Annotated in this window: 19 protein-coding genes; 15 read left to right on the top strand and 4 right to left on the bottom strand. The window is 61.8% G+C overall.

Annotation, left to right across the window (positions count from 1 at the left end; translation table 11 throughout):
- Positions 1–65: 65 nt before the first annotated feature.
- Positions 66–554 (bottom strand): GFA family protein, encoded by a 489-nt coding sequence (locus HX783_RS01135; RefSeq protein WP_177015638.1) that lies wholly within the window; start codon positions 552–554, stop codon positions 66–68.
- 91 nt (positions 555–645) lie between these two features.
- On the opposite strand from HX783_RS01135, the gene HX783_RS01130 reads away from it, so the two are divergent.
- From HX783_RS01130 to HX783_RS01115, 4 genes are read left to right on the top strand one after another with little or no spacing between them, the layout of a single operon-like run.
- Positions 646–1761 (top strand): AAA family ATPase, encoded by a 1116-nt coding sequence (locus HX783_RS01130; RefSeq protein ID WP_159956070.1) that lies wholly within the window; start codon positions 646–648, stop codon positions 1759–1761.
- Positions 1758–2204, top strand: coding sequence for a hypothetical protein (locus HX783_RS01125; protein WP_177015637.1), 447 nt, complete (start codon positions 1758–1760; stop codon positions 2202–2204). The genes HX783_RS01130 and HX783_RS01125 overlap by 4 nt, the downstream gene beginning before the upstream one ends.
- The gene (locus HX783_RS01120; protein WP_177015636.1) at positions 2191–3996 is read left to right on the top strand and encodes a hypothetical protein; all 1806 of its coding nucleotides are present in this window, start codon (positions 2191–2193) and stop codon (positions 3994–3996) included. Before HX783_RS01125 ends, HX783_RS01120 begins: the two co-directional genes overlap by 14 nt.
- Positions 3989–6883, top strand: coding sequence for a bpX6 domain-containing protein (locus HX783_RS01115; protein ID WP_177015635.1), 2895 nt, complete (start codon positions 3989–3991; stop codon positions 6881–6883). The genes HX783_RS01120 and HX783_RS01115 overlap by 8 nt, the downstream gene beginning before the upstream one ends.
- On the opposite strand, the gene HX783_RS01110 is transcribed toward HX783_RS01115, so the two are convergent.
- Entirely contained in the window at positions 6870–7769 is a 900-nt protein-coding gene (locus tag HX783_RS01110; protein WP_177015634.1) for a LysR family transcriptional regulator, read from the bottom strand. The genes HX783_RS01115 and HX783_RS01110 overlap by 14 nt on opposite strands.
- 263 nt (positions 7770–8032) lie before the next feature.
- Between HX783_RS01110 and HX783_RS01105 the strand changes: the two genes are divergently transcribed.
- The 8 genes from HX783_RS01105 to dctM all read left to right on the top strand — a co-directional run bounded on the left by HX783_RS01105 (position 8033) and on the right by dctM (position 16748).
- Positions 8033–8851, top strand: coding sequence for a MaoC family dehydratase N-terminal domain-containing protein (locus HX783_RS01105; RefSeq protein WP_177015633.1), 819 nt, complete (start codon positions 8033–8035; stop codon positions 8849–8851).
- A gap of 28 nt (positions 8852–8879) precedes the next feature.
- On the top strand, positions 8880–10043 hold the full coding sequence (locus HX783_RS01100) for an acyl-CoA dehydrogenase family protein (protein ID WP_177015632.1): 1164 nt from the start codon (positions 8880–8882) through the stop codon (positions 10041–10043).
- Positions 10044–10053: 10 nt separating this feature from the next.
- Complete coding sequence (locus tag HX783_RS01095; protein WP_177015631.1) at positions 10054–11403, top strand: MmgE/PrpD family protein; 1350 nt, start codon at positions 10054–10056, stop codon at positions 11401–11403.
- Positions 11404–11412: 9 nt separating this feature from the next.
- The gene (locus HX783_RS01090; protein ID WP_177015630.1) at positions 11413–12606 is read left to right on the top strand and encodes a CaiB/BaiF CoA-transferase family protein; all 1194 of its coding nucleotides are present in this window, start codon (positions 11413–11415) and stop codon (positions 12604–12606) included.
- A 15-nt stretch (positions 12607–12621) separates the two neighbouring features.
- A complete protein-coding gene (locus tag HX783_RS01085) occupies positions 12622–13437 on the top strand; it encodes a CoA ester lyase (RefSeq protein ID WP_177015629.1) in 816 nt (271 codons plus the stop codon).
- 239 nt (positions 13438–13676) lie between these two features.
- A complete protein-coding gene (locus tag HX783_RS01080; RefSeq protein WP_177015628.1) occupies positions 13677–14660 on the top strand; it encodes a TRAP transporter substrate-binding protein in 984 nt (327 codons plus the stop codon).
- 175 nt (positions 14661–14835) lie between these two features.
- Positions 14836–15468, top strand: coding sequence for a TRAP transporter small permease (locus HX783_RS01075; RefSeq protein ID WP_177015627.1), 633 nt, complete (start codon positions 14836–14838; stop codon positions 15466–15468).
- Positions 15468–16748: a C4-dicarboxylate TRAP transporter large permease protein DctM gene (gene dctM / locus HX783_RS01070; RefSeq protein WP_159956090.1), complete on the top strand. Its 1281-nt coding sequence runs from the start codon at positions 15468–15470 to the stop codon at positions 16746–16748. Before HX783_RS01075 ends, dctM begins: the two co-directional genes overlap by 1 nt.
- A gap of 12 nt (positions 16749–16760) precedes the next feature.
- Here the strand turns inward: dctM and idi are convergent, their stop codons facing one another.
- A complete protein-coding gene (gene idi, locus HX783_RS29865; protein WP_256347080.1) occupies positions 16761–18308 on the bottom strand; it encodes an isopentenyl-diphosphate Delta-isomerase in 1548 nt (515 codons plus the stop codon).
- 298 nt (positions 18309–18606) lie between these two features.
- Between idi and HX783_RS01055 the strand changes: the two genes are divergently transcribed.
- Positions 18607–19554: a polyprenyl synthetase family protein gene (locus HX783_RS01055; RefSeq protein ID WP_177015626.1), complete on the top strand. Its 948-nt coding sequence runs from the start codon at positions 18607–18609 to the stop codon at positions 19552–19554.
- Positions 19555–19603: 49 nt separating this feature from the next.
- Here HX783_RS01055 and ampC read toward each other — a convergent pair whose 3' ends face one another.
- Positions 19604–20758, bottom strand: a complete 1155-nt coding sequence (ampC, locus tag HX783_RS01050) for a class C beta-lactamase (RefSeq protein WP_177015625.1) — start codon at positions 20756–20758, stop codon at positions 19604–19606.
- A 127-nt stretch (positions 20759–20885) separates the two neighbouring features.
- Here ampC and HX783_RS01045 point away from each other — a divergent pair, with 127 nt between their 5' ends.
- Together HX783_RS01045 and HX783_RS01040 are read left to right on the top strand one after the other, a co-directional pair.
- Positions 20886–21800 carry a LysR family transcriptional regulator gene (locus HX783_RS01045; RefSeq protein ID WP_177015624.1) on the top strand — a complete coding sequence of 305 codons (915 nt, stop codon included), beginning with the start codon at positions 20886–20888 and terminating at the stop codon, positions 21798–21800.
- 52 nt (positions 21801–21852) lie between these two features.
- Entirely contained in the window at positions 21853–23037 is a 1185-nt protein-coding gene (locus HX783_RS01040; protein WP_177015623.1) for a DUF2252 domain-containing protein, read from the top strand.
- Positions 23038–24139 lie beyond the last annotated feature (1102 nt).

Below are 24139 nucleotides of genomic sequence, written 5' to 3'. Positions count from 1 at the left end.
TCGAATGCTAGGGCGCAGTTGGCCAACAATCTTTGTGAGCTTTGTCGGGAAACTGTCAAAGACTGTTAACGCGACAGGCCCAAGCGTGCATGCCACTGGGCGATGGATTCTTCGGGGTATTCGTCGAACTGCAGGTCACCCTTGCGCACGCTGACTTCCACCCACGGCGCCTTGGAGCCGAGCATCAGGTGCGTGTGCTCCGGCGGCACCGGCAACGGCGTGTCGATGGCCGAGGCAAACGGGTGAATCAGCTCCGGCCACTCCGGGCTGAACAGCCACAAGGCGCTGCCGCACTGCGAGCAAAAATGCCGTTCGGCAGTGCTCGCGTGCGCGCGGCTGGCGCCCTCGGGCTTGAGCTTGGCGTGGTAGATCGAGATGTGCTTGCGTCCCTGCACCTTCAGGCTTTGGGTATCGCCGGCAAGGTTGATCGCATAGCCACCGCCGCCTTGGGTTTTGCGGCAGATCGAGCAGTAGCAACGCTGATAGGGGTATGGATGCGGGCTGCTCAGGCTGAATGTTACGGCGCCGCAATGGCAGGATCCTTCGAGTTGCATGGGCTGACTCCTCAAGGCAGGTTGTAACAACGCTTTGCTAATACCTTAGCCTCAGGCAAGATTCCCCGCTTTGGTTTCAGGGAAGACACCCATGATTGCTCAGTTGCAAAGCGCTGCCACGCAAATCCGCCACGCTGTGCGCACGGCGACCGAAGGCTTGGTCGGGCGCGAGCAATTGGCCGAGCTGATTGTGCTGGCGGCGGTCGCCCAGGAGCACATTCTGGTCATCGGCCCGCCCGGCACGGCCAAGAGCGCCGTGGTACGGCGTGTGGCGCAATCCATGGGCGGGCGTTACTTCGAATACTTGCTGGGGCGCTTCACTGAGCCGTCGGAGCTTTTCGGTGCCGTGGACCTGAAGAAACTGCGTGAAGGCACGGTGGAAACCGACGTCAGCGGCATGCTGCCGGAAGCCGATATCGTGTTTCTCGATGAAGTCTTCCTGGGCTCCACCGCCATCCTCAATACCTTGCTGGGCGTGCTCAACGAACGCCGCTTTCGCCGTGGCCATACCCAAATCCAATGCCCGCTGCGGGTGTGCGTCGGCGCCGCCAACGGCTTGCCGGACGATGAAGCACTGGCGGCATTTGGCGACCGCTTCCTGTTGCACCTGTTCGTCGAGTCGGTGCCGGACAATCAACTGGAAGCCATGCTGGCGGGCGGTTGGCAGTCGGAACAGCGGCCCGTGCAACAGTTGCTCGGGTTGGCGCAGTTGGACACGCTGAGCCAGGCCCTGAAAAACGTCGACCTGGGCGCCGTGCGTCCGGCCCTGGCCCAGGCGATTCGGCGCCTGCGCGAAGCCGGCATCCCGTTGTCGGACCGCCGTATCGTCAAGTCCCAACGGCTGATCGCGGCTGCCGCGCTGCTGGGCGGGCGGCTGCAAGCCAGCGATGCTGACCTGTGGCCGCTGCTGTATGTGCTGCCGACCAAAGAGGCTCAGCAGCATGGCCGCGAGGTACTGCGCGACCTGTTTGCCGCGTCCAGCAACAGCCATTTGTTCAGCGCGGTCGAAGAGGCCACCTTGCAGCCGATGTCGCGCTTGAATCGCTTGCTCGAAACGGCGCAAGACTACCTGGCCCGCAGCGAGCCGCCCGACAGCCCGGCGCTCGAAGGGCTGCTGCGCGAGATCGACGCCAACTTCAATAGCGAGACCATGCCGGAACCCTTGCAGCAGGTACGCGGGCAACTGTCCCGAATGCTGACGCCATGAGTGCCGACCACTACGCCTGGACCTGGCGCCCAAGGCAGGTGCCGGCTGACCCTCAAGCCGCCGTTGCCTGGGGCGACGCCGCGCGCCGCTTGCATGCGCGCTTGCTGCTGCTCGCCGATGAACAGGCGGCGCGCTTGCACGCTACCGCCAGCGGCGACGTACTGGTGGTCACCGGGGCGGCGGCGGATTTACCGTGGGTCGACGGCGTGGCCTACGCCGCAGTGCACCCCGACGCGCCGGGTCTGTGGCTGCCCACCAGTTGGGAGCCGACAGCGCCGGTGGACGTGCTCGGCCAAACGCTGTCGGCACGTTTCAAGCGCTCGCCCTTGCTGTTGTGGCGCGAACCGCAAGCCGTCGTGCCGTTGGATCGCCTGTTGCCGGTGACGGTTGAACACCTTCAGCGCATCGCGACGCAGTGGGGAGCCCGCCATGCAACTGCCTGAAGCCCTGCAACCCTGGCGCCAGTGGCTGGAGTGGTTTGCGCCGCAGCATCTGCCGCTGTTCGCCGATTTGCTGGGGCGCCTCAACCCGGTGCTCGGGCCACTGCGCGGTCGGCAGCAGGGCGGGGTGCCGGAGCCGGATGGCGTAGGTGATCTGCAACGCCGTGGGCCGTACGAGCGCCTGCTTTCCAGCGAATGGCTGCTGGCCGATGAAGTGCCGGATGAGTTTATGCGCCGGGCTGTCGGCGGCGAGCATATGTTCCTGGCGCCGCAATACCGCGCCCGTGAAGCCAACCGCCTGATAGTCGTGCTGTTCGACGCCGGCCCGTTGCAGTGGGGCGCCGCGCGGCTGGTGCATATCGCCTTGCTGATGCTGCTGGCCCGGCGTGCCGAGGAGGCGGGCGCACAGTTGCGTTGGGGCATCCTGCAAGGCGCGCCGGTGCTGCATGCATTCGATAGCGCGGGGCAGCTCAAACGGCTGCTCAAGGCGCGCACCTACGAAAGTGTCGCCCCGGCGCACTGGCACGCCTGGCAAGAATGGCTGGCCGCGCAGGGTGAGACGCTGGGTGAATGCTGGACCGTCGGGCAGCGCTTGCCCAAGGACACCACCAAGACCTCTACGCACCGGGTGCAGGTGCAGCGCAGCCTGGATGGCCAAAGCCTGTCCTTTGAATTGCAGGCCGGATCGGTGCGGCGCGTGCTGCTGCCTATGCCGGATGAAGGGCGGGCGGTGCAACTGCTCAAAGGCCAGTTCGACGATGAAGTCCAGGCGTCGCCGTCGAAGCTCGCAAATGGGGTGCCACGCGTCGCCTTGACCTTGCCGCCGGTAATCTCCAGCGCCGGCAACTACGTGGCGCTGCGCATGCTCGATGAGCCGGGCATGGTGGTGATCAAGCTGCCGCACAAGAACCAGAAAAAGTCCCTGGAGGTTCGGCGCCGTCTGTGGGGCAAACATCAGCGCGTCTTGAGCACCACCTTTCACCACCGCAGCCTCGGTGCCGTGTTGAGTGATAACGACAGCCTGACATTCTGGAACATCCCCGGTATGCCCACCGTCGACAAGCCCAACCGTGAACAGCTGCAACTGCCACCGGGCACCGCGACGTTCCTGCCGAGTGTGTGGCTGCACAGTCAGAATTCCGTGCGCGTGTACTTGCTCGACAGCCAGGGGCGGCTTGCCTACTGGAAGTCGCGTGAACTCTGCCGGGTGGCGGATGACGTGATGAGCCTGGTGCAGGTCGACCCCTTGACCATCGCTTATGCGCGCAGCGAAGGCGGGCAGATCGTCGCGTATTCCGGGTCTGCTGACGGTTTACGTACCAATGGACATGCGGTCGGCTCGGCAGCGGGCGTCAGCCAGGTGTTGCTGGCCGCCAACTTTTACTGGCGCCAGTACTGCGGCGGTTGCGCGCTGCTGACCACCGAGGGCGGCCACCAGAGTTGGCGCCTGGTGACCCATGAAAGTTTTCCGAAGAAATACGAGCAGATCGACTTGGCGCCTGGCTGGAAAGCCATCGGCCTGCACTACACGTACGCCCAACGGCCGGCTTACTCACTGGTGCTGCTGGGGCCGAATCAGCACAGCGTCGGGCTATACGCCGAGGGGCAACAGCGCACGTTGTTTACCACCTCGGCGGCGATTGCCCGTGCGAGCTTTTGCCCCATGAGCGGCTTGATCGCCGTACTGACCACTGACCGCGAATTACTGGTTTACTCGGTTGGCGAGCGCGCCATGCGCTTGCAAGTGATGTGCAACCAGGCACCGCAGCTCACCCAGGACGCTGCCAATGCTTGAGCCAGAACAGATGCTGATTCGCCGCCCGGTACTCACCGGGCACCAACAGATTGACGGCCTATGGTTTGCCGCCGAGCGCTTTGATGAAGGCGAGCGCAGGCGCTTGATCCTCGACTATTGGCAAACCGACGCGCGCGCCTATCGCTTTGCCGACGGCGACTTGTTGCAGTTCCACAGACCTTGCCCGGTGCATTGCGAAAGCCTGCACGGCTGGCCGCTGATCCGCCAGGGCCGGGGTTTGTCGTCTGCCGCGTTGCACCCGGAGGAATTGCGCGGGCTGCCCGTTGCCGACCTGTGGCTGGTGCGCGGCAGTCATGTCCACGCCCTGCAGTTGCGCGATGCACAGGTGCTGAAGCCCGGGCTGTGGCTCGACGTCAGCACCTACACGCTGCTTGACACCTTTGACTGCCATACCCCGTTGCCGGCAACGCTGCCGGAAGCGGTGGTCACCGACCTGCGTGAAATCCTCGGCGGGCCACTGGAGCCCGTCAGCCCGGAGCGCGAAGCAATCATGCAAGCGCTGCTGGAGCGCCCGCGTCACACGCCGAGTAAAGGGCCGGGCGCCAGCGCGGCGTCTGCGCAAAACAACGCGAACGGCGCCCGCGAAGTCTCTTCCCCGGTGCTGAAAATCGTGATCGGCTTGCTCCTGCTGGGTGGGCTGGTCCGCCTCTTCGGCCAGAGCGAGCCCGCCGCCATGTTGGCCACCCACACACAGTCCCTCGGCGGCACGCTTCTGGGCGCCCTGATCTGGATGGTGGTGATCACCGCGCTGCTGTTCGGGTTGAACCGCTTCCTGCACCGTGGCGCCTCGGCACCCGCCAAAGCGGCGCCCAGGCCGGTGGCCCGCGCACCCGCTAACCCAGGCATCGCTGCGCGTGCCACCCCGCGCAGGCACAAACCTGCTGCGTGGCGCCGCCTGTTGACCCGGCTGACCCAGCATTCCCAGCTCTCCAAGCTGTATGGCAAACGCCAGGCCGCCTACATGCAGCGCATGTTGGAGATGTTCGAAGACGGCAATTTCGAAGAAGCCTTGCGTCACGCCATCCCCTTGAAGGGCGGTGCCTCCAGCGGTGAACAGAGCTTTGGTACACCGCAGCGTCGCGAGGATTTGAGCCTCAGCCAGCAGGATGGCCCGGCGCGCTCGATGCTGTTCGAAGACGACTTGACCGAGCACTTGCGCCAGGTGTATCGCCAGACCTTTGAACGCCTGGACCGTGCCGGTCGTATCGAGGAAGCGGTGTTTGTACTCGCCGAATTGCTCAAAGAGCACCAGCAAGCCCTCGATTACCTGGAGAAACACGCGCGCTATCAGCAGGCCGCCGACCTGGCTCTGGCCTGGGACATGCCGCCTGCGGTGATCGTGCGCCTGCTGTGCCTGGCCGAGCAGTGGCAGCGCGCCGTGCTGGTGGCGCGGCGCGACAATGCGTTCGCCGACGCCGTGGTGATGCTCCAGGCCAAGTCGCCGGAAGCCGCCGACCGCTTGCGCCTGGAATGGGCCGAGTCGTTGATCGCCAAAGGCCTGTGGTTGCAAGCTGTCGATGTGATCTGGAGCCTGCCGGCTGAACGCCCACGCGCTGCGCAATGGTTGCTCAACGCCGAGGCAGCCGGCGGGCGCTTGGGCATTGAGGCGCTGGTTAAACGCGCGATCCTGTTGCCCGAAACGCTGCAGGCTTACGGGCCGTGGGTCGAGCAATTGCGTGACGACCCCGCGCGCGCCGGCGAACGCGCTGCCCTGGCGCAGGCCTTGTTGCTGCACAAGGCCAACACCACCGCCCTGGCCTGGCTCGCCGGTGCCACCGTGCACGCGATTCTGGCCGATCAATTCAGCGATCAAGGCCAACTGACCCATAACCAGTTGCAGGCGCTGGTCAAAATGAGTCGGGACAAAGCGCTTCAGGCGGACTTGCCGGGCCAGGCGCTGAAGCGCACGCCTGTGGTCTCGCTGGAGCGTTTGGGTGAACTCCGCGAGTGGTCTGCACCGGCCGCCGGCAGCCGGCCGATTTTCGACGCGGCGCCGCTGGAGGATGAGCGTTACCTGGTGGCGCTGGGCGAGGCCGGCGTGATGGTGGTGGACGCGGCGGGCGCAGCGTTGTTTCACTTTGCGGTGCCGGCGCAGAAGATCGTGATTGCCCATAGCCGACAGGTCGCGTTGGTGCTGATCGGGCGGGGGAATGTATGGCGCGTGAGCAAACTGGACCTGGTCAATCGTGTCGCCAAAGACCTCGGCGTGCTGGCCATGGGTGTCTTTGCCAACGCGTTTGATGGCAGCCGCTGGACCATCGGCAAAGGCCCGCAGTTGCGCGTGGTGGATGTTGACCGTGGCTTTGAAACGCTCTGGCATGTGAGTGATCTGCCGGCGCCGGTGCAGGCCATCAAGGTCGATGAACACAACGAATACCTGTGGTTGTCAGCGCCGGGTGGGTGCCTGATGCTGTGGCATTATCGTCTGCCGGAGCGGCGCCTGGTCAGCCGCGAAAGCGCGTTTGACATCGGGGCGACGGACTTCCAGGTGCCCAGTGCCACCGCTGAATCGGCGCAGTATCGGATCAAGCACGACGATGGCACGCCCATTCTGGTCCTTAAGCAGCACGGGGTTCGCAAGGGCTACAGGTTGCCTGGCAACTTGCCGGACGAAGAATGGGATGAGTCCGTCAGCCCGTTTCTATTTGAGGACTGGTTGCTGATCAGTTATCGGGTGGAGCAGCAGGACACTTGCTGGCACGTGATCCACCGTACCAGCGACCGGCTTTGCGTCACGTTGCACTGGCCGCAATCGCCGGCCCAGCTTCGCCGCCTCGGGGCTGATTTGTTGCTGTTCGACGGGCAGGGCCGACTGAGCCATATCAATATAGATACCGCCAGCCAGCGCAACATCAGCCTGCACTGAGTGGGGCCGGCATCAGGGTGGCGATCAGCGCCCGAATGGTGCCGGGCAGGGCTTCCAGTTCGCGCACCAAAATGCTCCGCTCGCGAATCGCCCAGGGCTCATCGAGCTTTACCGCCACCAACTGCATGGTCCGGCTGTGCCGCACCGCGGCGGATTCGGGGATGATGCCGATGCCCACGCCAGCCTCCACCATCCGGCAAATCGCCTCGAAACTCGATACCTGGATACGCAACGACAAATGCTTGCCGAGCCGTTCCACGTGCTCACGCAAAAAGCTCAACAGCGTGCTGCCTTCGTGCAGGCCGATATGTTGGTAGGCGAGGGTTTGGTCCAGCGTCACTGAAGGCTGGTCGGCCAACGGATGACCCACGGGCACCATCAACACCAGTTCGTCGGTGCTGAAGTGCAGCACCTGCAAACCCGCCGCTTCAACCGGCCCGGCGATGATGCCCATGTCGCTGGTGCCATCCAGCACGCCACGCACGATATCGCGGGACAGGCGCTCTTGCAGGTCGACGGTGACGCCGGGGCGCTGGGACAAAAAGCCCGCCAGCACCTCGGGCAGAAACTCGGTGACCGCCGTGGTATTGGCAAAGATGCGGATATGCCCGGCCGAGTCCACGCCGTACTGGGTGAACTCGCTTTTCAGGTAATCCACCTGGCGCATGATCAGTCGCGCATGGTGCAGCAGGCGTTCACCGGCCGGGGTGATTTCCACGCCGCGGCTGTCGCGGTACAGCAGCCGCGTGTCGAGCTGGCCTTCCAGCGCCTTGATCCGCGCACTCGCGGCGGCGGGCGAGAGGAACGCACGCTTGGCGCCCTGGGTCAGGCTGGGGGATTCGGCAATATGGATAAACAGGCGCAGGTCGGCGAGATCGAAGTGCATGGCGGCTCCTGGGTGTACACAAGTCTCATCACACTGAGGATCCAAATGTGGGAGCGGGCTTGCTCGCGAAAGCGCCGGGTCAGCTACAGATGAGTTGACTGACATTCCGCATTCGCGAGCAAGCCCGCTCCCACATTAGTGCGTGGTGTGACGAGTGGCGTTCAGCATAACCGAACGCTGGTTTATTGAAATGCAAATTCTCAGAACGGGCAGGCGCTTGCATGATCCGGGGCAGACCACCACTGCCAGAGGATGTGTACCCGATGAGCGCCACCGATTGGATCGGCCGAAGTGAAACCGCCCACGACCACCTGAGCCACAACCTGCTCAAGCGCATCGCCGCGACCTTCGGCGAAGCGGTGCCCCTGGAGGGCGAAGCCGTTCCACCGCTGTGGCAGTGGTGCTTCTTCCAGGACCCACTGCCGGAATCGGCGCTGGGCACTGACGGCCACCCGGCCCGTGGCGGGTTTCTGCCGCCGGCGGAAAATCGCAATCGCATGTGGGCCGGTGGGCGTATCGAGTTCCTGCATGCCTTGCGCGCCGGTGAGGCGGCGACCCGCGTGTCGACCATCACCCACGTCGAAGAAAAAACCGGCCGCACCGGCGCGCTGCTGTTTGTCACCGTGCGCCATGACTATTCCCAGGACGGGCGCCTGGCGATTCGCGAAGAACAGGACATCGTCTACCGCGAACCCACGCCGCCCAAGCCGGGCAACGGCGACGCACTCGCCGAGGGTGAATGGCGTGAGAGTGTCGACCCCACGCCAACCCTGTTGTTTCGCTACAGCGCCGTGACGTTCAACGGCCACCGCATCCACTACGACTACCCCTACGTCACCGGCACCGAAGGCTATTCGGGCCTGGTGGTGCATGGGCCGTTGATCGCCACCTTGAGCCTGCGCGCCTTTTGCCGCGCGCACCCGGACGCCACCTTGCGCCGTTTCGCCTATCGCGGCGTGCGCCCGTTGATTGCACCGCAGCCATTTACCGTGGGCGGGCGCGTGACTGCACCCGGCGTGGCCCAGTTGTGGGCAGGCAATGCCGATGGCGTGGCGCAAACAGCCGAACTGCATTTCGACTAACACCAGAACAACAGGCGGAGAGCCGTTAATGAACCCGAATGACAACGAAGAACTCAATGCCATCCGCGAAGGCGTGCGCGCCTTGTGCGCTGAATTCGACGCCGCTTACTGGCGCAAGGTCGATGAAGAAAAAGGCTTCCCCGAAGCCTTCGTCAAGGCCCTGACCGACGCCGGCTGGTTGTCGGCGATGATCCCCGAAGAATACGGCGGCTCCGGCCTGGGTCTGGCTGAAGCCTCGGTGATTCTGGAAGAAGTGAACCGTTGCGGCGGCAACTCCGGCACGGTTCACGGCCAGATGTACAACATGTTCACCTTGCTTCGCCACGGCAGCGAAGCGCAAAAAAGTTTCTACCTGCCCAAACTCGCCAGCGGCGAATTGCGCCTGCAATCGATGGGCGTCACCGAGCCCACCACCGGCACCGACACCACCAAGATCAAGACCACCGCGATCAAACGCGGCGACAAATACGTGATCAACGGCCAGAAAGTCTGGATCTCGCGGGTGCAGCATTCCGACCTGATGATCCTGCTGGCGCGCACCACGCCGCTGGCCGAGGTGAAGAAAAAGTCCGAAGGCATGTCGATCTTCCTGGTCGACCTGCGCGAAGCCATCGGCAACGGCCTGACCGTGCAGCCCATCGCCAATATGGTTAACCACGAAACCAACGAGCTGTTCTTCGACAACCTGGAGCTGCCACTCGACAGCCTGATTGGCGAGGAGGGCAAGGGCTTCAAATATATCCTCGACGGCCTGAATGCCGAGCGCACGCTGATCGCCGCCGAGTGCATCGGCGACGGCCGCTGGTTTATCGAAAAGGCCAGCGCCTATGCCCGTGACCGCGTGGTGTTTGGCCGGCCCATCGGGCAGAACCAGGGCGTGCAGTTCCCGATTGCCGAAGCGCACATCGAAATCGAGGCGGCGGACCTGATGCGCTGGCGTGCCTGCGAGGAATACGACAGCGGCCAGAACGCCGGGGCCAGCGCCAACATGGCCAAGTACCTGGCGGCCAAGGCGTCCTGGGAAGCGGCCAACGCCTGCCTGCAAACCCACGGCGGCTTTGGCTTTGCCTGCGAATACGACGTGGAGCGCAAATTCCGCGAAACGCGCCTGTACCAGGTGGCACCGATCTCCACCAACCTGATCCTGTCCTACGTGGCCGAGCATCTGCTCGAATTGCCACGCAGCTTCTGAGGGCCTGACCATGAGCCATACCCACGCCTTGTGTCGGTTCCTTGCCGAGTTGAGCTACGAACAGTTGCCCGACAACGTGCTGGCGCGCACCGAAGACCTGTATCTGGATTGGCTGGCCTCGGCGCTGGCGAGCAAAGGTGCGCACCCGATTCCACTGTTCGAACGCTACGCGCAAAAGATGGGCCCGAGCACTGGCCCGGCGCAGATCATTGTTAACGGCGGCAGCAGCAGCGCGTATTTCGCTGCGCTGGTGAACGGCGCCTCGTCCCATCTGGTGGAGCAGGATGACCTGCACAACAGCTCGGTGCTGCACCCGGCCACGGTGGTGTTTCCCGCCGCCTTGGCCGCCGCGCAAGACCTCGGCAAATCCGGCCGCGAGCTGCTGCTGGCGTCGGTGGCGGGCTACGAGGCCGGGATTCGCATCGGCGAATTCATGGGGCGTTCGCACTACCGCATCTTTCACACCACGGCGACTGTCGGCACCTTGGCCGCCGCCGTTGCCGTGGGCAAGCTGCTGGATTTCAATCAGGAGCAATTCATCAATTTGCTCGGCAGTGCCGGCACTCAGGCTGCAGGGCTGTGGGAGTTTTTGCGCGACGCCGCCGATTCCAAGCAGCTGCACACCGCCAAGGCCGCAGCCGATGGGTTGCTTGCCGCCTACCTGACAGCGGACGGGCTGACCGGCGCGCGCAATATTCTTGAAGGCGACCAGGGTTTGGCGGCGGGCATGTCCAGCGATGCCGAACCGCGCAAACTGTCTGCCGACCTCGGCACGCGCTGGGCACTGCTGGAAACCTCGTTCAAGTTCCACGCCTCGTGCCGCCACACCCATCCGGCCGCCGATGCGCTGTTGGAGTTGATGCAACGCGAAGGGCTGGGCGCCGATCAGATTGCACGCGTGGAAACCCGTGTGCATCAGGGCGCCATTGATGTGCTGGGGCGCGTCACCGTGCCTGCCAGCGTGCACCAGGCCAAGTTCTCCATGGGCACCGTGCTCGGCCTGATCGCCGTGCACGGCAAGGCCGGGCTCACCGAGTTCCACGAACTGGCGCTGAGCGATCCAGCCGTCTCGACGTTTCGCGACAAAGTCAGCATGAACCTCGACCCTGAAGTCGACGGCGCTTACCCGCAACGCTGGCTGGGCCGCGTCACCGTCACCACGCTCGACGGCCGCACGCTGCACGGCGCCATTGATGAGCCCAAGGGCGACCCAGGCAACACCCTGAGCCGTGTGGAGCTGGCAGATAAATTCCAGCGCCTGACCCACTTCAGCGGCGCGCGTACACCGGCACAAGCCAATGCACTGATCGACAAGGTCTGGAACCTGCGTAACGCGGCGTCCATGGCCCACTGGCTCTGAGGAACTGTGATGACTACTCAACGACCGCTGGACGGCATCACCGTTGTCAGCCTGGAACACGCGATTGCCGCGCCGTTCTGCACCCGCCAATTGGCCGATTTGGGCGCCCGCGTGATCAAGGTCGAACGCCCAGGCGCTGGTGACTTTGCCCGTGGCTATGACGAGCGCGTGCGCGGCCTGGCCTCGCATTTTGTGTGGACCAACCGCTCCAAGGAAAGCCTGACCCTGGACCTCAAGCAGGACGAGGCGGGCGATATCCTCCACAGCTTGCTGGCCGACGCCGACGTGCTGGTGCAAAACCTCGCACCCGGTGCGGCGGCGCGCATGGGCTTGTCGTTCGAGGCGCTGCATGAGCGTTTCCCACGGCTGATCGTCTGCGATATTTCCGGCTATGGCGAAGGTGGGCCTTACGAGAAGAAGAAGGCCTATGACTTGCTGATCCAGAGCGAGGGCGGCTTTTTGTCGGTGACCGGTGGCCCCGGTGACGACCAGATGGCCAAGGCCGGTTGCTCCATCGCCGATATCTCGGCGGGCATGTACGCCTACAGCGGCATCCTCTCGGCACTGCTGCTGCGCGGCAAGACCGGGAAGGGCAGCCGCATCGATGTGAGCATGCTCGAAAGCCTGGTGGAGTGGATGGGCTACCCGATGTACTACGCGTTTGACGGCGCGCCCCAGCCACCGCGCGCCGGGGCGGCGCATTCGACGATCTACCCGTACGGGCCGTTTCCCACCGGTGACGGCGGCACGGTGATGCTCGGTTTGCAGAACGAGCGCGAATGGGCGGCGTTCTGCGACAAGGTGCTGCTCACGCCTGAGCTTGCGACCGATGAGCGTTTCTCGGCCAACTTCAAGCGTTCGGCCAACCGCGAGGTGCTGCGCCAGATCATCGTCAACAGCTTTGCGCAGCTGGACGCCGAGGCGGTGATTCAGCGCTTGGAAGACGCGCAGATCGCCAGTGCGCGCGTCAATGACATGCAGGGCGTGTGGGACCACCCGCAGCTCAAGGCGCGCGACAGCTGGCGTGAAGTCCAGAGCCCGGCCGGGCCGTTGCCGTCGCTGCTGCCACCGGCGCGCAATGCCGCGTTCACGCCGAGAATGGACGCTGTGCCCGCGCTGGGGCAGCACAGCATGAGCATTCTCGACCGGCTCGGCTACTCGGCCGATGCCATCGACAGCCTGCGTGCGCGCGGCGTTATCTAATAAGGAATTTACCTGATGCCAAAGCCTTTAGTGCGTTCAGCCTTGTTTGTACCGGGCAGCCGCCCGGAGCGGTTTTCCAAGGCGCTGGCCAGTGGCGCCGATGCGGTGATTGTGGATTTTGAAGACGCGGTGGAAGAGCCGCTCAAGCGTCAGGCGCGAGACAACCTCGGCGCGTTTCTTAACCAGCATCCCGAGGCTCAGGTGTGGGTGCGCATCAACGCACCGGAACATGCCGAGCACTTTGAAGATGTGGCGTTCTGCAAGGCCCACGCCAACGTGGCCGGTGTGCTGTTGCCGAAGGTGGAAAGCGCGGCCCAGGTCGCCGTGGTGGCTGCTACCGGAAAGCTGATTTGGCCGATCATCGAAAGCGCGCGGGGTTTGTTGGCAGTCGCCGAAATCGCCCATGCGCCGCAGGTGGAACGCCTGTCGTTTGGCGGCCTGGACCTGGCGCTGGACTTGAACCTGAGCAGCAACTCGCCTGCTGCGCAGTTCGCCCTCGACCAGGCACGCCTGGCGTTGATCGTGCACTCGCGCGCTGCGGGTCTGGTCGCGCCGCTGGATGGCGTGCACCCGGCAATCGATGACCCTGAAGGGTTGCGGCGTTCGATCCGGCACGCCTACGAGATGGGCTTTGCCGGTGCGCTGTGTATCCATCCCAAGCAGGTGGCGGTGATACATGCGGCACTGGCGCCGAGCGCCGATGATTTGGCCTGGGCCAAGCGCGTGGTGGAGGCCGGGGCGCATGGGGCAGGCGCGTATCAGATTGATGGGCAGATGGTGGATGCGCCGGTGCTGCTGCGGGCGCAGAGGTTGCTGGCGGCCCAACTCTAACTGACGAAACCGGATCAAAATGTGGGAGCGGGCTTGCTCGCGAAAGCGGTGGGTCAGGCATTGAATTTATTGACTGATCTAGCGTATTCGCGAGCAAGCCCGCTCCCACATTGGAATATCAGCGTCTACAGGATCGGCGTTCACCCACACCGAACGCAGGTATCTAAAATTCGAAATTCACTACACGCGTGACATCAGGCACCTTGCCCTACAACACAACAATAAGAAGGTGATTTTCCATGCTCAAGCTTTCTCGGGCGCTGCTGTGCGCCGCCACCTTGTTTGCCGCAGGCCTGGCCCAGGCGGCGGACCCGATCGTGATCAAGTTCGCCCACGTGGTCGCCGAAAATACCCCCAAAGGCCAGGGCGCGCTGCTGTTCAAGAAGCTCGCCGAAGAACGCCTGCCGGGCCGGGTCAAGGTCGAGGTGTACCCGAACTCATCACTGTTTGGCGATGGCAAGGAAATGGAAGCGCTGCTGCTGGGCGACGTGCAGATGCTGGCGCCGTCGCTGGCCAAGTTCGAGCAATACACCAAGCAAGTGCAGATCTACGACCTGCCGTTCCTGTTCAACGACCTGGCCGCCGTCGACCGCTTCCAGGCCGCCCAGGGCAAGGCCCTGCTGACTTCGATGCAGGACAAGAACATCCTCGGCCTGGCCTATTGGCACAACGGCCTCAAGCAACTCTCCTCGAACAAGGCGCTGCATGAACCCAAGGATGCGCGTGGCCTGAAGTTCCGCGTGCAGGCCTCCAGCGTGCTCGAAGAACAGTTCAAGGCGATCCGCGCCAACCCGCGCAAAATGAGCTTTGCCGAGGTTTACCAGGGCTTGCAGACCGGCACCGTCAACGGCACCGAGAACACCTGGTCGAACTATGAAAGCCAGAAGGTCAACGAGGTGCAGAAGTACTTCACCGAGTCCAACCATGGCCTGATCGACTACATGGTGATCACCAACGCCAAATTCTGGAACGGCTTGCCGCCGGACATTCGCACCACCCTGGAGCAGATCATGGTCGAAGTCACCGTCGAGGTGAACAAGCAGGCCGAGGCGCTGAACCAGTCGGCCAAGCAGAAGATCATCGACGCCAAGACCAGCGAAATCATCGAATTGACCCCCGAGCAACGCCAGCTCTGGCGCGAAGCCATGCGCCCGGTGTGGCAGAAGTTCGAGGGTGAGATCGGCGCTGACCTGATCAAGGCGGCGGATGCGTCCAACCAGTGATCGCGGGCCGTACCGAAATCCAATGTGGGAGCGGGCTTGCTCGCGAAAGCAGTCTGTCAGTTGATAAAACTGGTGACTGACACACTGCCTTCGCGAGCAAGCCCGCTCCCACATTTTGATCCGGTTACCACCCCGAGCGTTGCACCTACCCATCTTTGCTTCGCGAGGTTTTGCCATGCAAACGCTAAGGCGCGTCTGGGAGCACCTGGAGGAAGGGTTTATCGCCTTCCTGCTGGCCGCCATGACCCTGGTGACATTCGTCTACGTCATGCTCAACAACATCTACACGCTGTTCTTTGCCCTGGCCGATAAATGGGCCTTCAGCGCCAATGTCTTCAACGCCCTGGGCGACCACACCATGACCTGGGCCCAGGACATGACCTGGAGCGTGGCGCTGACCAAGGCCATGTTCGGCTGGCTGATTTTCTTCGGCATTTCCTATGGCGTGCGCACCGCCGGCCACCTCGGCGTGGACGCGCTGGTCAAGCTGACCAAACGCCCGGTGCAGCGCCTGCTCGGCATGCTTGCGTGCCTGTGCTGCCTGGCGTACGCCGGGCTGTTCATGGTCGCCAGCTACAAGTGGGTCAGCGCGGTGATGACCGCCCACATTGGCGCCGAAGACCTCGACCAATACGGCGTGGACGTGGGCGATATCGTGATCATCGTGCCCATCGGTTTTGCCCTGGTATTTATCCGCTACCTGGAAATTTTCTACCGCATATTCACCCACCGTCAGGTCGGGTTGGGCCTGGCCGACGAGGCCGGTGAGGCCAGCAAGTTGGCCGGCAGCCATGAGGAGCGTCACTGATGGCCGTGCTCTGTCTGTTTTTGCTGTTGTTCGTGTTCATGTTCCTCGGCGTGCCGATTGCGATTTCCCTCGGGTTGTCCGGCGCGGTGTCGATCCTGATGTTCAGCCAGGACTCGGTGAGTTCGCTGGCGATCAAGCTGTTCGAAACCTCCGACGCCTACACCTTTTTGGCGATTCCGTTCTTCCTGCTCTCCGGCGCGTTCATGACCACCGGCGGCGTGGCGCAACGGCTGATCGACTTCGCCAACGCCTGTGTCGGCCACATCCGTGGTGGCCTGGCGATTGCGGCGGTGTTGGCGTGCATGCTGTTTGCGGCGCTGTCCGGCTCATCGCCAGCGACCGTAGCGGCGGTGGGTTCGATTGCCGTGGCGGGCATGGTGCGTTCCGGTTACCCGAAGGAATTCGGCGCCGGCATCATCTGCAACGCCGGCACCTTGGGCATCCTGATTCCGCCGTCGATCGTGATGGTGGTGTACTCGGCGGCCACGGAAACCTCGGTGGGCAAGCTGTTTATGGCCGGGGTGATTCCGGGGTTGCTGCTGGGCCTGATGCTGATGGTCGCGATCTACATCGTCGCGCGCATCAAGAAGCTGCCGGCGCAGCCACGCGCGACCTTTCGCGAATGGCTGACCTGCGCGCGCCGTGCCTTCTGGGGCTTGCTGTTGCTGGTGATCATCCTCGGCGGCATCTACAGCGGCATGTTCACGCCGACGGAAGCAGCGGCGGTGGCGGCGGTGTACTCGGCGTTCGTGGCTTTGTTCGTTTACAAGGACATGAAACTGCGTGACTGCCCCAAGGTGCTGCTGGAGTCCGGACGCCTGGCGATCATGCTGATGTTTATCATCGCCAACGCCATGCTGTTTGCCCACGTGCTGACCACCGAACAAATCCCGCAGGAAATCACCGCCTGGGTGATCTCCGAAGGCCTCACGCCGATTGGCTTTTTGATCATGGTCAACATCGTGTTGCTGGTGGCGGGCAGCTTCATGGAGCCGTCGGCCATCGTGCTGATCCTGGCGCCGATCTTCTTCCCGATCGCGATGAAGCTGGGCATTGACCCGATTCACTTGGGGATTGTGATGGTGGTCAATATGGAAATCGGCCTGGTGCACCCGCCGGTGGGGTTGAACCTGTTCGTGACCTCGGCGGTGACCGGTTTGACGCTGGGGCAGACCATCCGCGCGGCGTTGCCGTGGCTGATGATCCTGCTGGTGTTCCTGATTATGGTGACTTACTTGCCGTTTATCTCGCTGGCGTTGCCGCACTGGCTGGGGATGTAAAGGCAGCGCTGATTACTCGCCCTTGAAGCGTATTTCTCGATAGCGCGGCACTGCCAGGTGCCAGGCGATGTTGCCGCGCCATAGATCATGCAGGGCTTGGGCGCAGATCATCGCTTGCTCCTGAGCCCGTTCTTCATAGCCCAACGCTGCCAGGCGCTCGGGCAGCGCGGCCTGAGCCCGTGCGAACTGTGTGGCCCACTGGTCAATGCGTTGCGACACTTGGCTCGCGGCTTGCGCCGCGCCAAGGCCTTGGGTGTGCCTCAGGTGAGTGAGCAGGTTGTAGATGTCTTCATCAGGGTTTTCCATGATCCGAAACGACAGCAAGTCGTTGACGGCCTTCAGCAAGTTCAAGGTCAGGCTGCGCAGTTCCTGCCAGGGTTGGCTGTAGTAAAGCGACGACGATAATTGGATGTTTTGCACCAGGTAGATGAACTCGAGACAGACTTGAAAACCGCCAGCGTTTTGCCAGAGCGTTTCATAACCTTCCACACCCGGCTGTGTGTGGTTGATGCGGTGCATCAATGCGGTGGTAGAGGGCGTCAGGTACGTTGAGTATTGCTCGCCAACGCGCTGTTTCCAGAGTGGCGGCATCAGGCGCGACGCGCGCCGGATGATATCTGCCAGCGCACGCGCCAAGGGCTCTCGGTTGGTGGTGTCGCCTGTGAAGGCAGTGGTGTAAACGCCCCGAATCAAGCGTTCAAGGGTTTCGGGATTATTGCAGTCTTCGTCAGCAAGGTCGTCCTGGCAACTGAACCATCCCACCAGGTCGGAAAGAATGAGCAGTATCTCAAGGGGGGCAGCACTCCACATGTAACCGGCGTATTTACCCGGAACGTATATGTCCAATCGGCGGGTGGTTTCGGGGCTGTCTTCCAACCCCATGGACTTGAGCCATTGACGCGTGTGCTGTTGGACCTGATCCGTAAAGGGGCTCAGGGGGTACGTGGCTGTTTCAAGCCAGCGGGGTAAATGGAAGGGAGCAACCGACGGCGGGGTGCTATGCGGCGATGAGGGTGAGGGCGCGTGCTCCGGTGTACCTGCCCACTTGGCTATCTCATTTAACCCGTAATGCTCGATCAGTGTGCGAAACCAAATCGTGAAGGTATCGGGTGCGTTATCCAGCTCATCCTGCAAGTCGAGAGGGTGTACCCAACGCCAGGCCTTGGCTTCATCAGGGGCAGGATTGGGTGCTGCGTCACTGATACCCACGAAGACATGATCGTATTCGTACTCCATCAACGCTTGCGACACCTGTGCTTGGTAGGTGAATGTAAAGCGCTCGACCAATTCACAAGCCAGCCCCATCTCTTCCATCAGTCGACGTTTTGCCGCATCCAGCGTCTTCTCGCCCAGTCGTGGATGCCCGCAGCAGGTATTACTCCACAGTCCAGGGGAGTGGTACTTGCCGTCCGCTCTTTGTTGCAGAAGTACACGAGCCTCCCGGTCGAACACGAAGATCGAGAACGCACGGTGCAACAAGCCTTTTTGGTGCGCGCGCAGTTTTCCGGCAGTGCCTATCTGCTGATTGTTAAGGTCAACGAGTATGAGTAGATCTTCCATTGTGCAGTCGTCGGCAGGGCTGTGAGATAACTTATAGTGCTGAATGGGGCGGCAAGCTTATTTTTTTATAGGTATTTGCAGCGAAGGGCTTATGCCTTTTGTTTTTTATGTCGGGGATTTTAATTTCGTTAAAGTTTGTTGGTGTACTCATAACATTGCTAGCGTTGAGTGAGTAGCAATGTTGCCCACGCAAAGCAGTGGCCTGTGTTGTGTTGATGGTCTTTTACGCGTGAAGAAAACACTGTGTAAAAAGTGAGAATGGACGCTCTCATACCTTTCAGCCAACGAGGTCGTGAAGATGGTCAATTCCTGCTTGTCATTTGATAATGCCTGGTACTTGGGTGCCAAAGCCCAGTGGTCTGAGCCTTTCATGTATCAAGAACGCACACCTGGAAAGCTCGTGCGAACGGAGCTTGCGTGGGCGCTCTGCGCGCTATACGGCGTGCCTTGCGCACAAACCCACGTGCTGTGCGCTGCCATAGAGCGAATGAACCTGTCTTCATTGATTCATGACGACCTGCTCGACGGGGACAGTTTGCGCCGAGGCATTCCAACGGTGTGGAAGCAATATGGCCCGGAAGTTGCGCTGGTCTCAGGCATGTACGGTTACTTGGACGGGCTGAGAATGCTCGCTGAGTTAAATGATATGAATATTGTCCGCGCCGGCATAGAGAGTCTTGAGTGCCTGCATGTGGGTCAGTACTTGGATGCTCAAGTAAGTGCCGGTGAAACGTTGCCCTCCCTGGAAGAGTATGGCTGCATCGCTCAAGCCAATACGGGTTGTTTTTTCATGTTTTTATTAAATGCTTGTCAGTGTTTAAGGGCGCTGGATGTTGACACCTATAGCTTACTTAAGTCGATGATGAACCTGTTGGGTGTCTATTATCGCTACGTCAATGATTACTGCGATATTAATCATATCCCTCATTTTGAGAAGAAAGGCTTTGCAATGGATCTGGAAGGGGGGCCAAAGTCGTTTCTGATGATCTTGGCTAACAGGCCATTGGTGAAGGGCGCGTTAACGGCGGATCAGAAAAGACAAATTATTCAGGACTTCGGTGAGGCCGGTGTATTTGACGCCGCCCTGGCGCTGATGGAGGCAACCTACGCACAGCTTCTCAGTTACTTGGAGGCTGTGAGGCAGTGCAAGGGTGCGGTCAATATCAATATGCTGGAGGTGTTTTTAAGTACCCTGCATTTCCAGCCTGGCCCGGATGACAATTACTACAAGCGCGTGCTCGCTTAACGCCGTCGCGGCCACGTGTGCCCGCGACGGTCGGGAACAGGCTTGCCGCTTAGTGATCCATCGCACTCAAGATCGCATGCGCCACCTTGACCCGTTCAGCATTCGGGTAATTCTTGTTCGCCAACATCACCACGCCCATGTCCTTGCTCGGCACGTACACCACGTACGCGCCAAAACCGCCGGTTGAGCCGGTTTTGTTGTACAGCACATTCGCCGGTTGCGGCTGTGCCGGTGTCAGCCAAGTGACCTTGTGCGGCTCCATTGCCATCGGCGTGGAGTTGCCCTCCAGCAGGGCTTGCAGCGTGATCGGGTAAGGGTAGCGTTCCCAACCCAGGCCTTGGGTCATGCCGTTCACGGTGTAGTAACCCGCGTGGGTGGTGGCAATCGCCTGTTGCAACGGCTTTTCCAGGGTTTGCGGGTGCATGTTCACCATCACATAGTGGGCCATGTCCTGGGCGCTGGTCTTGATGCCATAGGCTTCGCTGTCGAGTGCACCGGGGCTGACGCGGATGGGCTTCAGGTTCTTGTCATAGCCCTGGGCGTACAGGCTGGTCTTGTCGGCGGGCACGCTGACGTGGGTGTTGGTCAAGCCCAGCTTGGGCAGCAGGGTTTTCTCCATGGCCACGTTGAACGGTTGGCCAAGGCTTTGCGCCGACAGGTAGCCGAACAGCCCGATGCTCGGGTTGGAATACAAACGTTGTGTACCTGGCGTGTAAGTCGGCTTCCAATGCTGGAAGTAGCCGAGCATGGTCTCAGGGCTGTCGGCCGCGTCCGGGAACTGCAGGGGCAGGCCGCCGGGGGTGTAGGTCGCCAGTTGCACCAGGCTGATCTTGTCGAAAGCGCTGTCGGCCAATGCGGGCAGGTGCTGGCTGGCGGTGTCCGACAGCTTGAGCTTGCCTGTCGCCTGGGCATAGCCACCGAGGGTGGCGGTGAAGGTTTTGCTCACCGAGCCGATCTCGAACAGGGTGTTTTCGCTGACCGGTTGCTGGGTTTCCTTTGAAGCCGTGCCGTAGTTAAAGTATTGCACCTTGCCGTTCTGAACCACGGCAACCGCCAGGCCCGGAATCGCCTGTTGTTGCATCAACGGTTTTACGTTGGCGTCTACCACGGCTTGCAGGTCGGTGGCCGCCAGGCAGTTGCCGGCTGCCAGCAATACGGCCAGGGCGGTTAAATTACGCACTCCAAACAGAGAAAGTTGGGGCATGATGTCGCTTCCATGAGGTGATCGATTAAATAGATAGCCTGCGCAGGCGGGGCAAATGTAGGCAGTTTGCCGGCCGCGATCAAACGATCATATCTTGCACCAGCCATTAGATAAATTAGGGTCAAGCATGCTGCGTTCCCATCTGCCGCTCAATGCCTTGCGCGCGTTCGAGGCGTCGGCCCGCCACCTGAGTTTTACCCGCGCCGCGATTGAGCTGTGCGTGACCCAGGCGGCGGTCAGCCATCAGGTCAAGAGCCTGGAAGCACAACTCAATGTCACCTTGTTCAAGCGCTTGCCACGCGGCTTGATGCTCACCCGTGAGGGCGAGACCTTGCTGCCGGTGGTGCGCGAATCGTTTGACCGCATTGCCCAGACGCTCAACCAGTTCGAAGGTGGGCATTATCGCGAAGTGCTTACCGTGGGCGCGGTGGGCACCTTTACCGTGGGTTGGCTGCTGCCACGCCTGCCGGATTTTCAGGCGCGTTACCCGTTTATCGACCTGCGCCTGTCCACCCACAACAACCGCGTCGACGTGGCCGCCGAAGGCCTGGATTACGCGATCCGTTTCGGCGCCGGAGCCTGGCACGGCACCGACGCCTGCGAGCTGCTCGCAGCACCGCTGACCGTGCTGTGTACGCCCACGCTGGCCGAGCAATTGCGCACGCCGGCCGACCTGTTGAAGCACACGCTGCTGCGCTCCTACCGCGCCGATGAGTGGACCCAATGGTTCCAGGCCGCAGGCCTGCCCGCCGACACCGTCGTGCCGCGCAGCATTGTGTTCGATTCGTCACTGGCAATGATGGAAGCGGCGCAGCAAGGCATCGGCGTGGCGCTGGCCCCGGCGATGATGTTCTCGCGGCAATTGGCGACGGACGTGATTCGCCAGCCGTTCGACATCGGCATTACCACCGGCAGTTATTGGCTGACGCGCTTGCAGTCGCGGGCGGAGACCTCGGCGATGCTGGCGTTCAAGGGCTGGCTGGAGGAATTGTCGACAGCGCATCGAAAGCTGTCCCAAGGCCATTATTTTGAAACAAAATGAAACATTCTCTCGGCGGCAGCGATCTACAGTTTCTCCCGTCTTGAGTTCATCCATGAAAACCCCGCGCCCCGCCGACCGCATGCCCCACCTCACGCAACTACGCAATTTGAAGATGGCGCGCTCCGCCCATGCCTATGTGCGTGGCAGCACGGTGCAGTTTTACGAATGGCTGCACAGCCAACCCGGCCGCCGCTTGCCCCACGGCCCGGCGATCTGGATCTGCGGCGATTGCCATGCGGGCAACCTCGGCCCGACCGGCGACACTAAAGGCCGTATCGACATGCACATCCGCGACCTCGACCAGACCGTGATCGGCAACCCCGCCCACGACCTGGTGCGCCTGGCGCTGTCGTTGGCCACCGCCGCGCGCGGCTCGGACCTGCCGGGGGTGACCACCGCGCGCATGCTCGAAGAAATGATGGTCGGCTACGAGCAGGCCTTTAAAGACAAACCCGATGAAGCACCGCCACGTCCGTCCCAGGTCAAGGCCGGTATGCGCAGCGCGGTGGAACGCACGTGGAAGAACCTGGCGCGTGAACGCATTGAAAACGTACGACCGACGATTCCGCTGGGCAAGCATTTCTGGTCGCTGTCGGGCGCAGAAAAGGCTGCGCTGAAGACGCTGTGCGCCTCCGATGAGCTCCACCAGTTGGTCACCTCACTCAAAGGCCGGCCAAAAGACGCCGAAGTTGAACTGCTGGACTGTGCCTATTGGGTCAAGGGCTGCAGTTCCCTCGGCCTGTTGCGCTATGCGGTACTGCTGGGCGTGGGCGACAAGGATGATCAGGAATATTGCCTGATCGACATCAAGGAAGCCGTCGGCGCCGCTGCACCGCGTGCGGCCCGCGCGAAGATGCCCAGGGATAACGGGCGCCGAGTGGTGGAGGGCGCCCGCCAGCTGTCACCGGGGCTGGGTGAACGCATGTTGGCGACGCGCTTTTTGGACCACGGTTTTTTCATCCGCGAGTTGCTGCCCCAAGACATGAAGCTGGAGCTGGATGAACTCAGCGAGACCGATGCGATGCACGCCGCCGGCTACCTGGCCCGCGTGGTCGGCATCGCCCACGCCCGACAGATGGACCGCGATACGCGCAAGCAGTGGATGGCGGTGCTGCAGGAAAACCGCTCGAAACAGTTGGATGCACCGTCGTGGTTATGGACCAGCGTGGTGCAGTTGGTGGGGAGCCATGAGCAGGGTTATCTCAACCATTGCCGGCGTTATGCGTTGGAGCATTGATCTGGAAATCAGCGACGAGCCGATGTGAGAGAGCTGGCTTGGCGATAGCGGTGGATCAGCCAGCCTATTTATCACTGACAGACCGCCTTCGCAGGCAAGCCAGCTCCCACAGTTTGCCCGCGTTTCAAATCAAGTCATGCAGGGCGCGGCGATCAGCAACTGGATAAATGCGGTCCACCTGTGGGAGCGGGCTTGCTCGCGAAAGCGGTGGATCAGCCAGCCTATTTATCACTGACAGACCGCCTTCGCAGGCAAGCCAGCTCCCACAATTTGACCGCGTTTCAAATCAAGTCATGCAGGGCACGGCGATCAGCAACAGGATCAACACAGCCCACCTGTGGGAGCGGGCTTGCTCGCGAAAGCGGTGTGTCAGCCAGCCTTTGTGTCACTGACAGACCGCCATCGCAGGCAAGCCAGCTCCCACAGTTTGCCCGCGTTTCAAATCAAGTCATGCAGGGCGCGGCGATCAGCAACTGGATAAATGCGGTCCACCTGTGGGAGCTGGCTTGCCTGCGATAGCGGTGGATCAGCCAGCCTATTTATCACTGACAGACCGCCTTCGCAGGCAAGCCAGCTCCCACAGTTTGCCCGCGTTTCAAATCAAGTCATGCAGGGCGCGGCGATCAGCAACTGGATAAATGCGGTCCACCTGTGGGAGCGGGCTTGCTCGCGAAAGCGGTGGATCAGCCAGCCTATTTATCACTGACAGACCGCCTTCGCAGGCAAGCCAGCTCCCACAGTTTGCTCGTGTTTGAAATCAAGTCATGCAGTGCACGGCGATCAGCAACTGGATAAATGCGGTCCACCTGTGGGAGCGGGCTTGCTCGCGATAGCGGTGGATCAGCCAGCCTATTTATCACTGACAGACCGCCATCGCAGGCAAGCCAGCTCCCACAGTTTGCCCGTGTTTCAAATCAAGTCATGCAGGGCACGGCGATGAGCAACTGGATAAATGCGGTCCACCTGTGGGAGCGGGCTTGCTCGCGAAAGCGGTGAATCAGCCAGCCCATTTATCACTGACAGACCGCCATCGCAGGCAAGCCAGCTCCCACAGTTTGCCCGCGTTTCAAATCAAGTCATGCAGTGCACGGCGATCAGCAAC

The sequence above is a fragment of the Pseudomonas sp. D2002 genome (assembly GCF_013385735.1).
GTDB lineage: Bacteria > Pseudomonadota > Gammaproteobacteria > Pseudomonadales > Pseudomonadaceae > Aquipseudomonas.
This window is presented reverse-complemented; position numbering and strand designations above follow the sequence as displayed.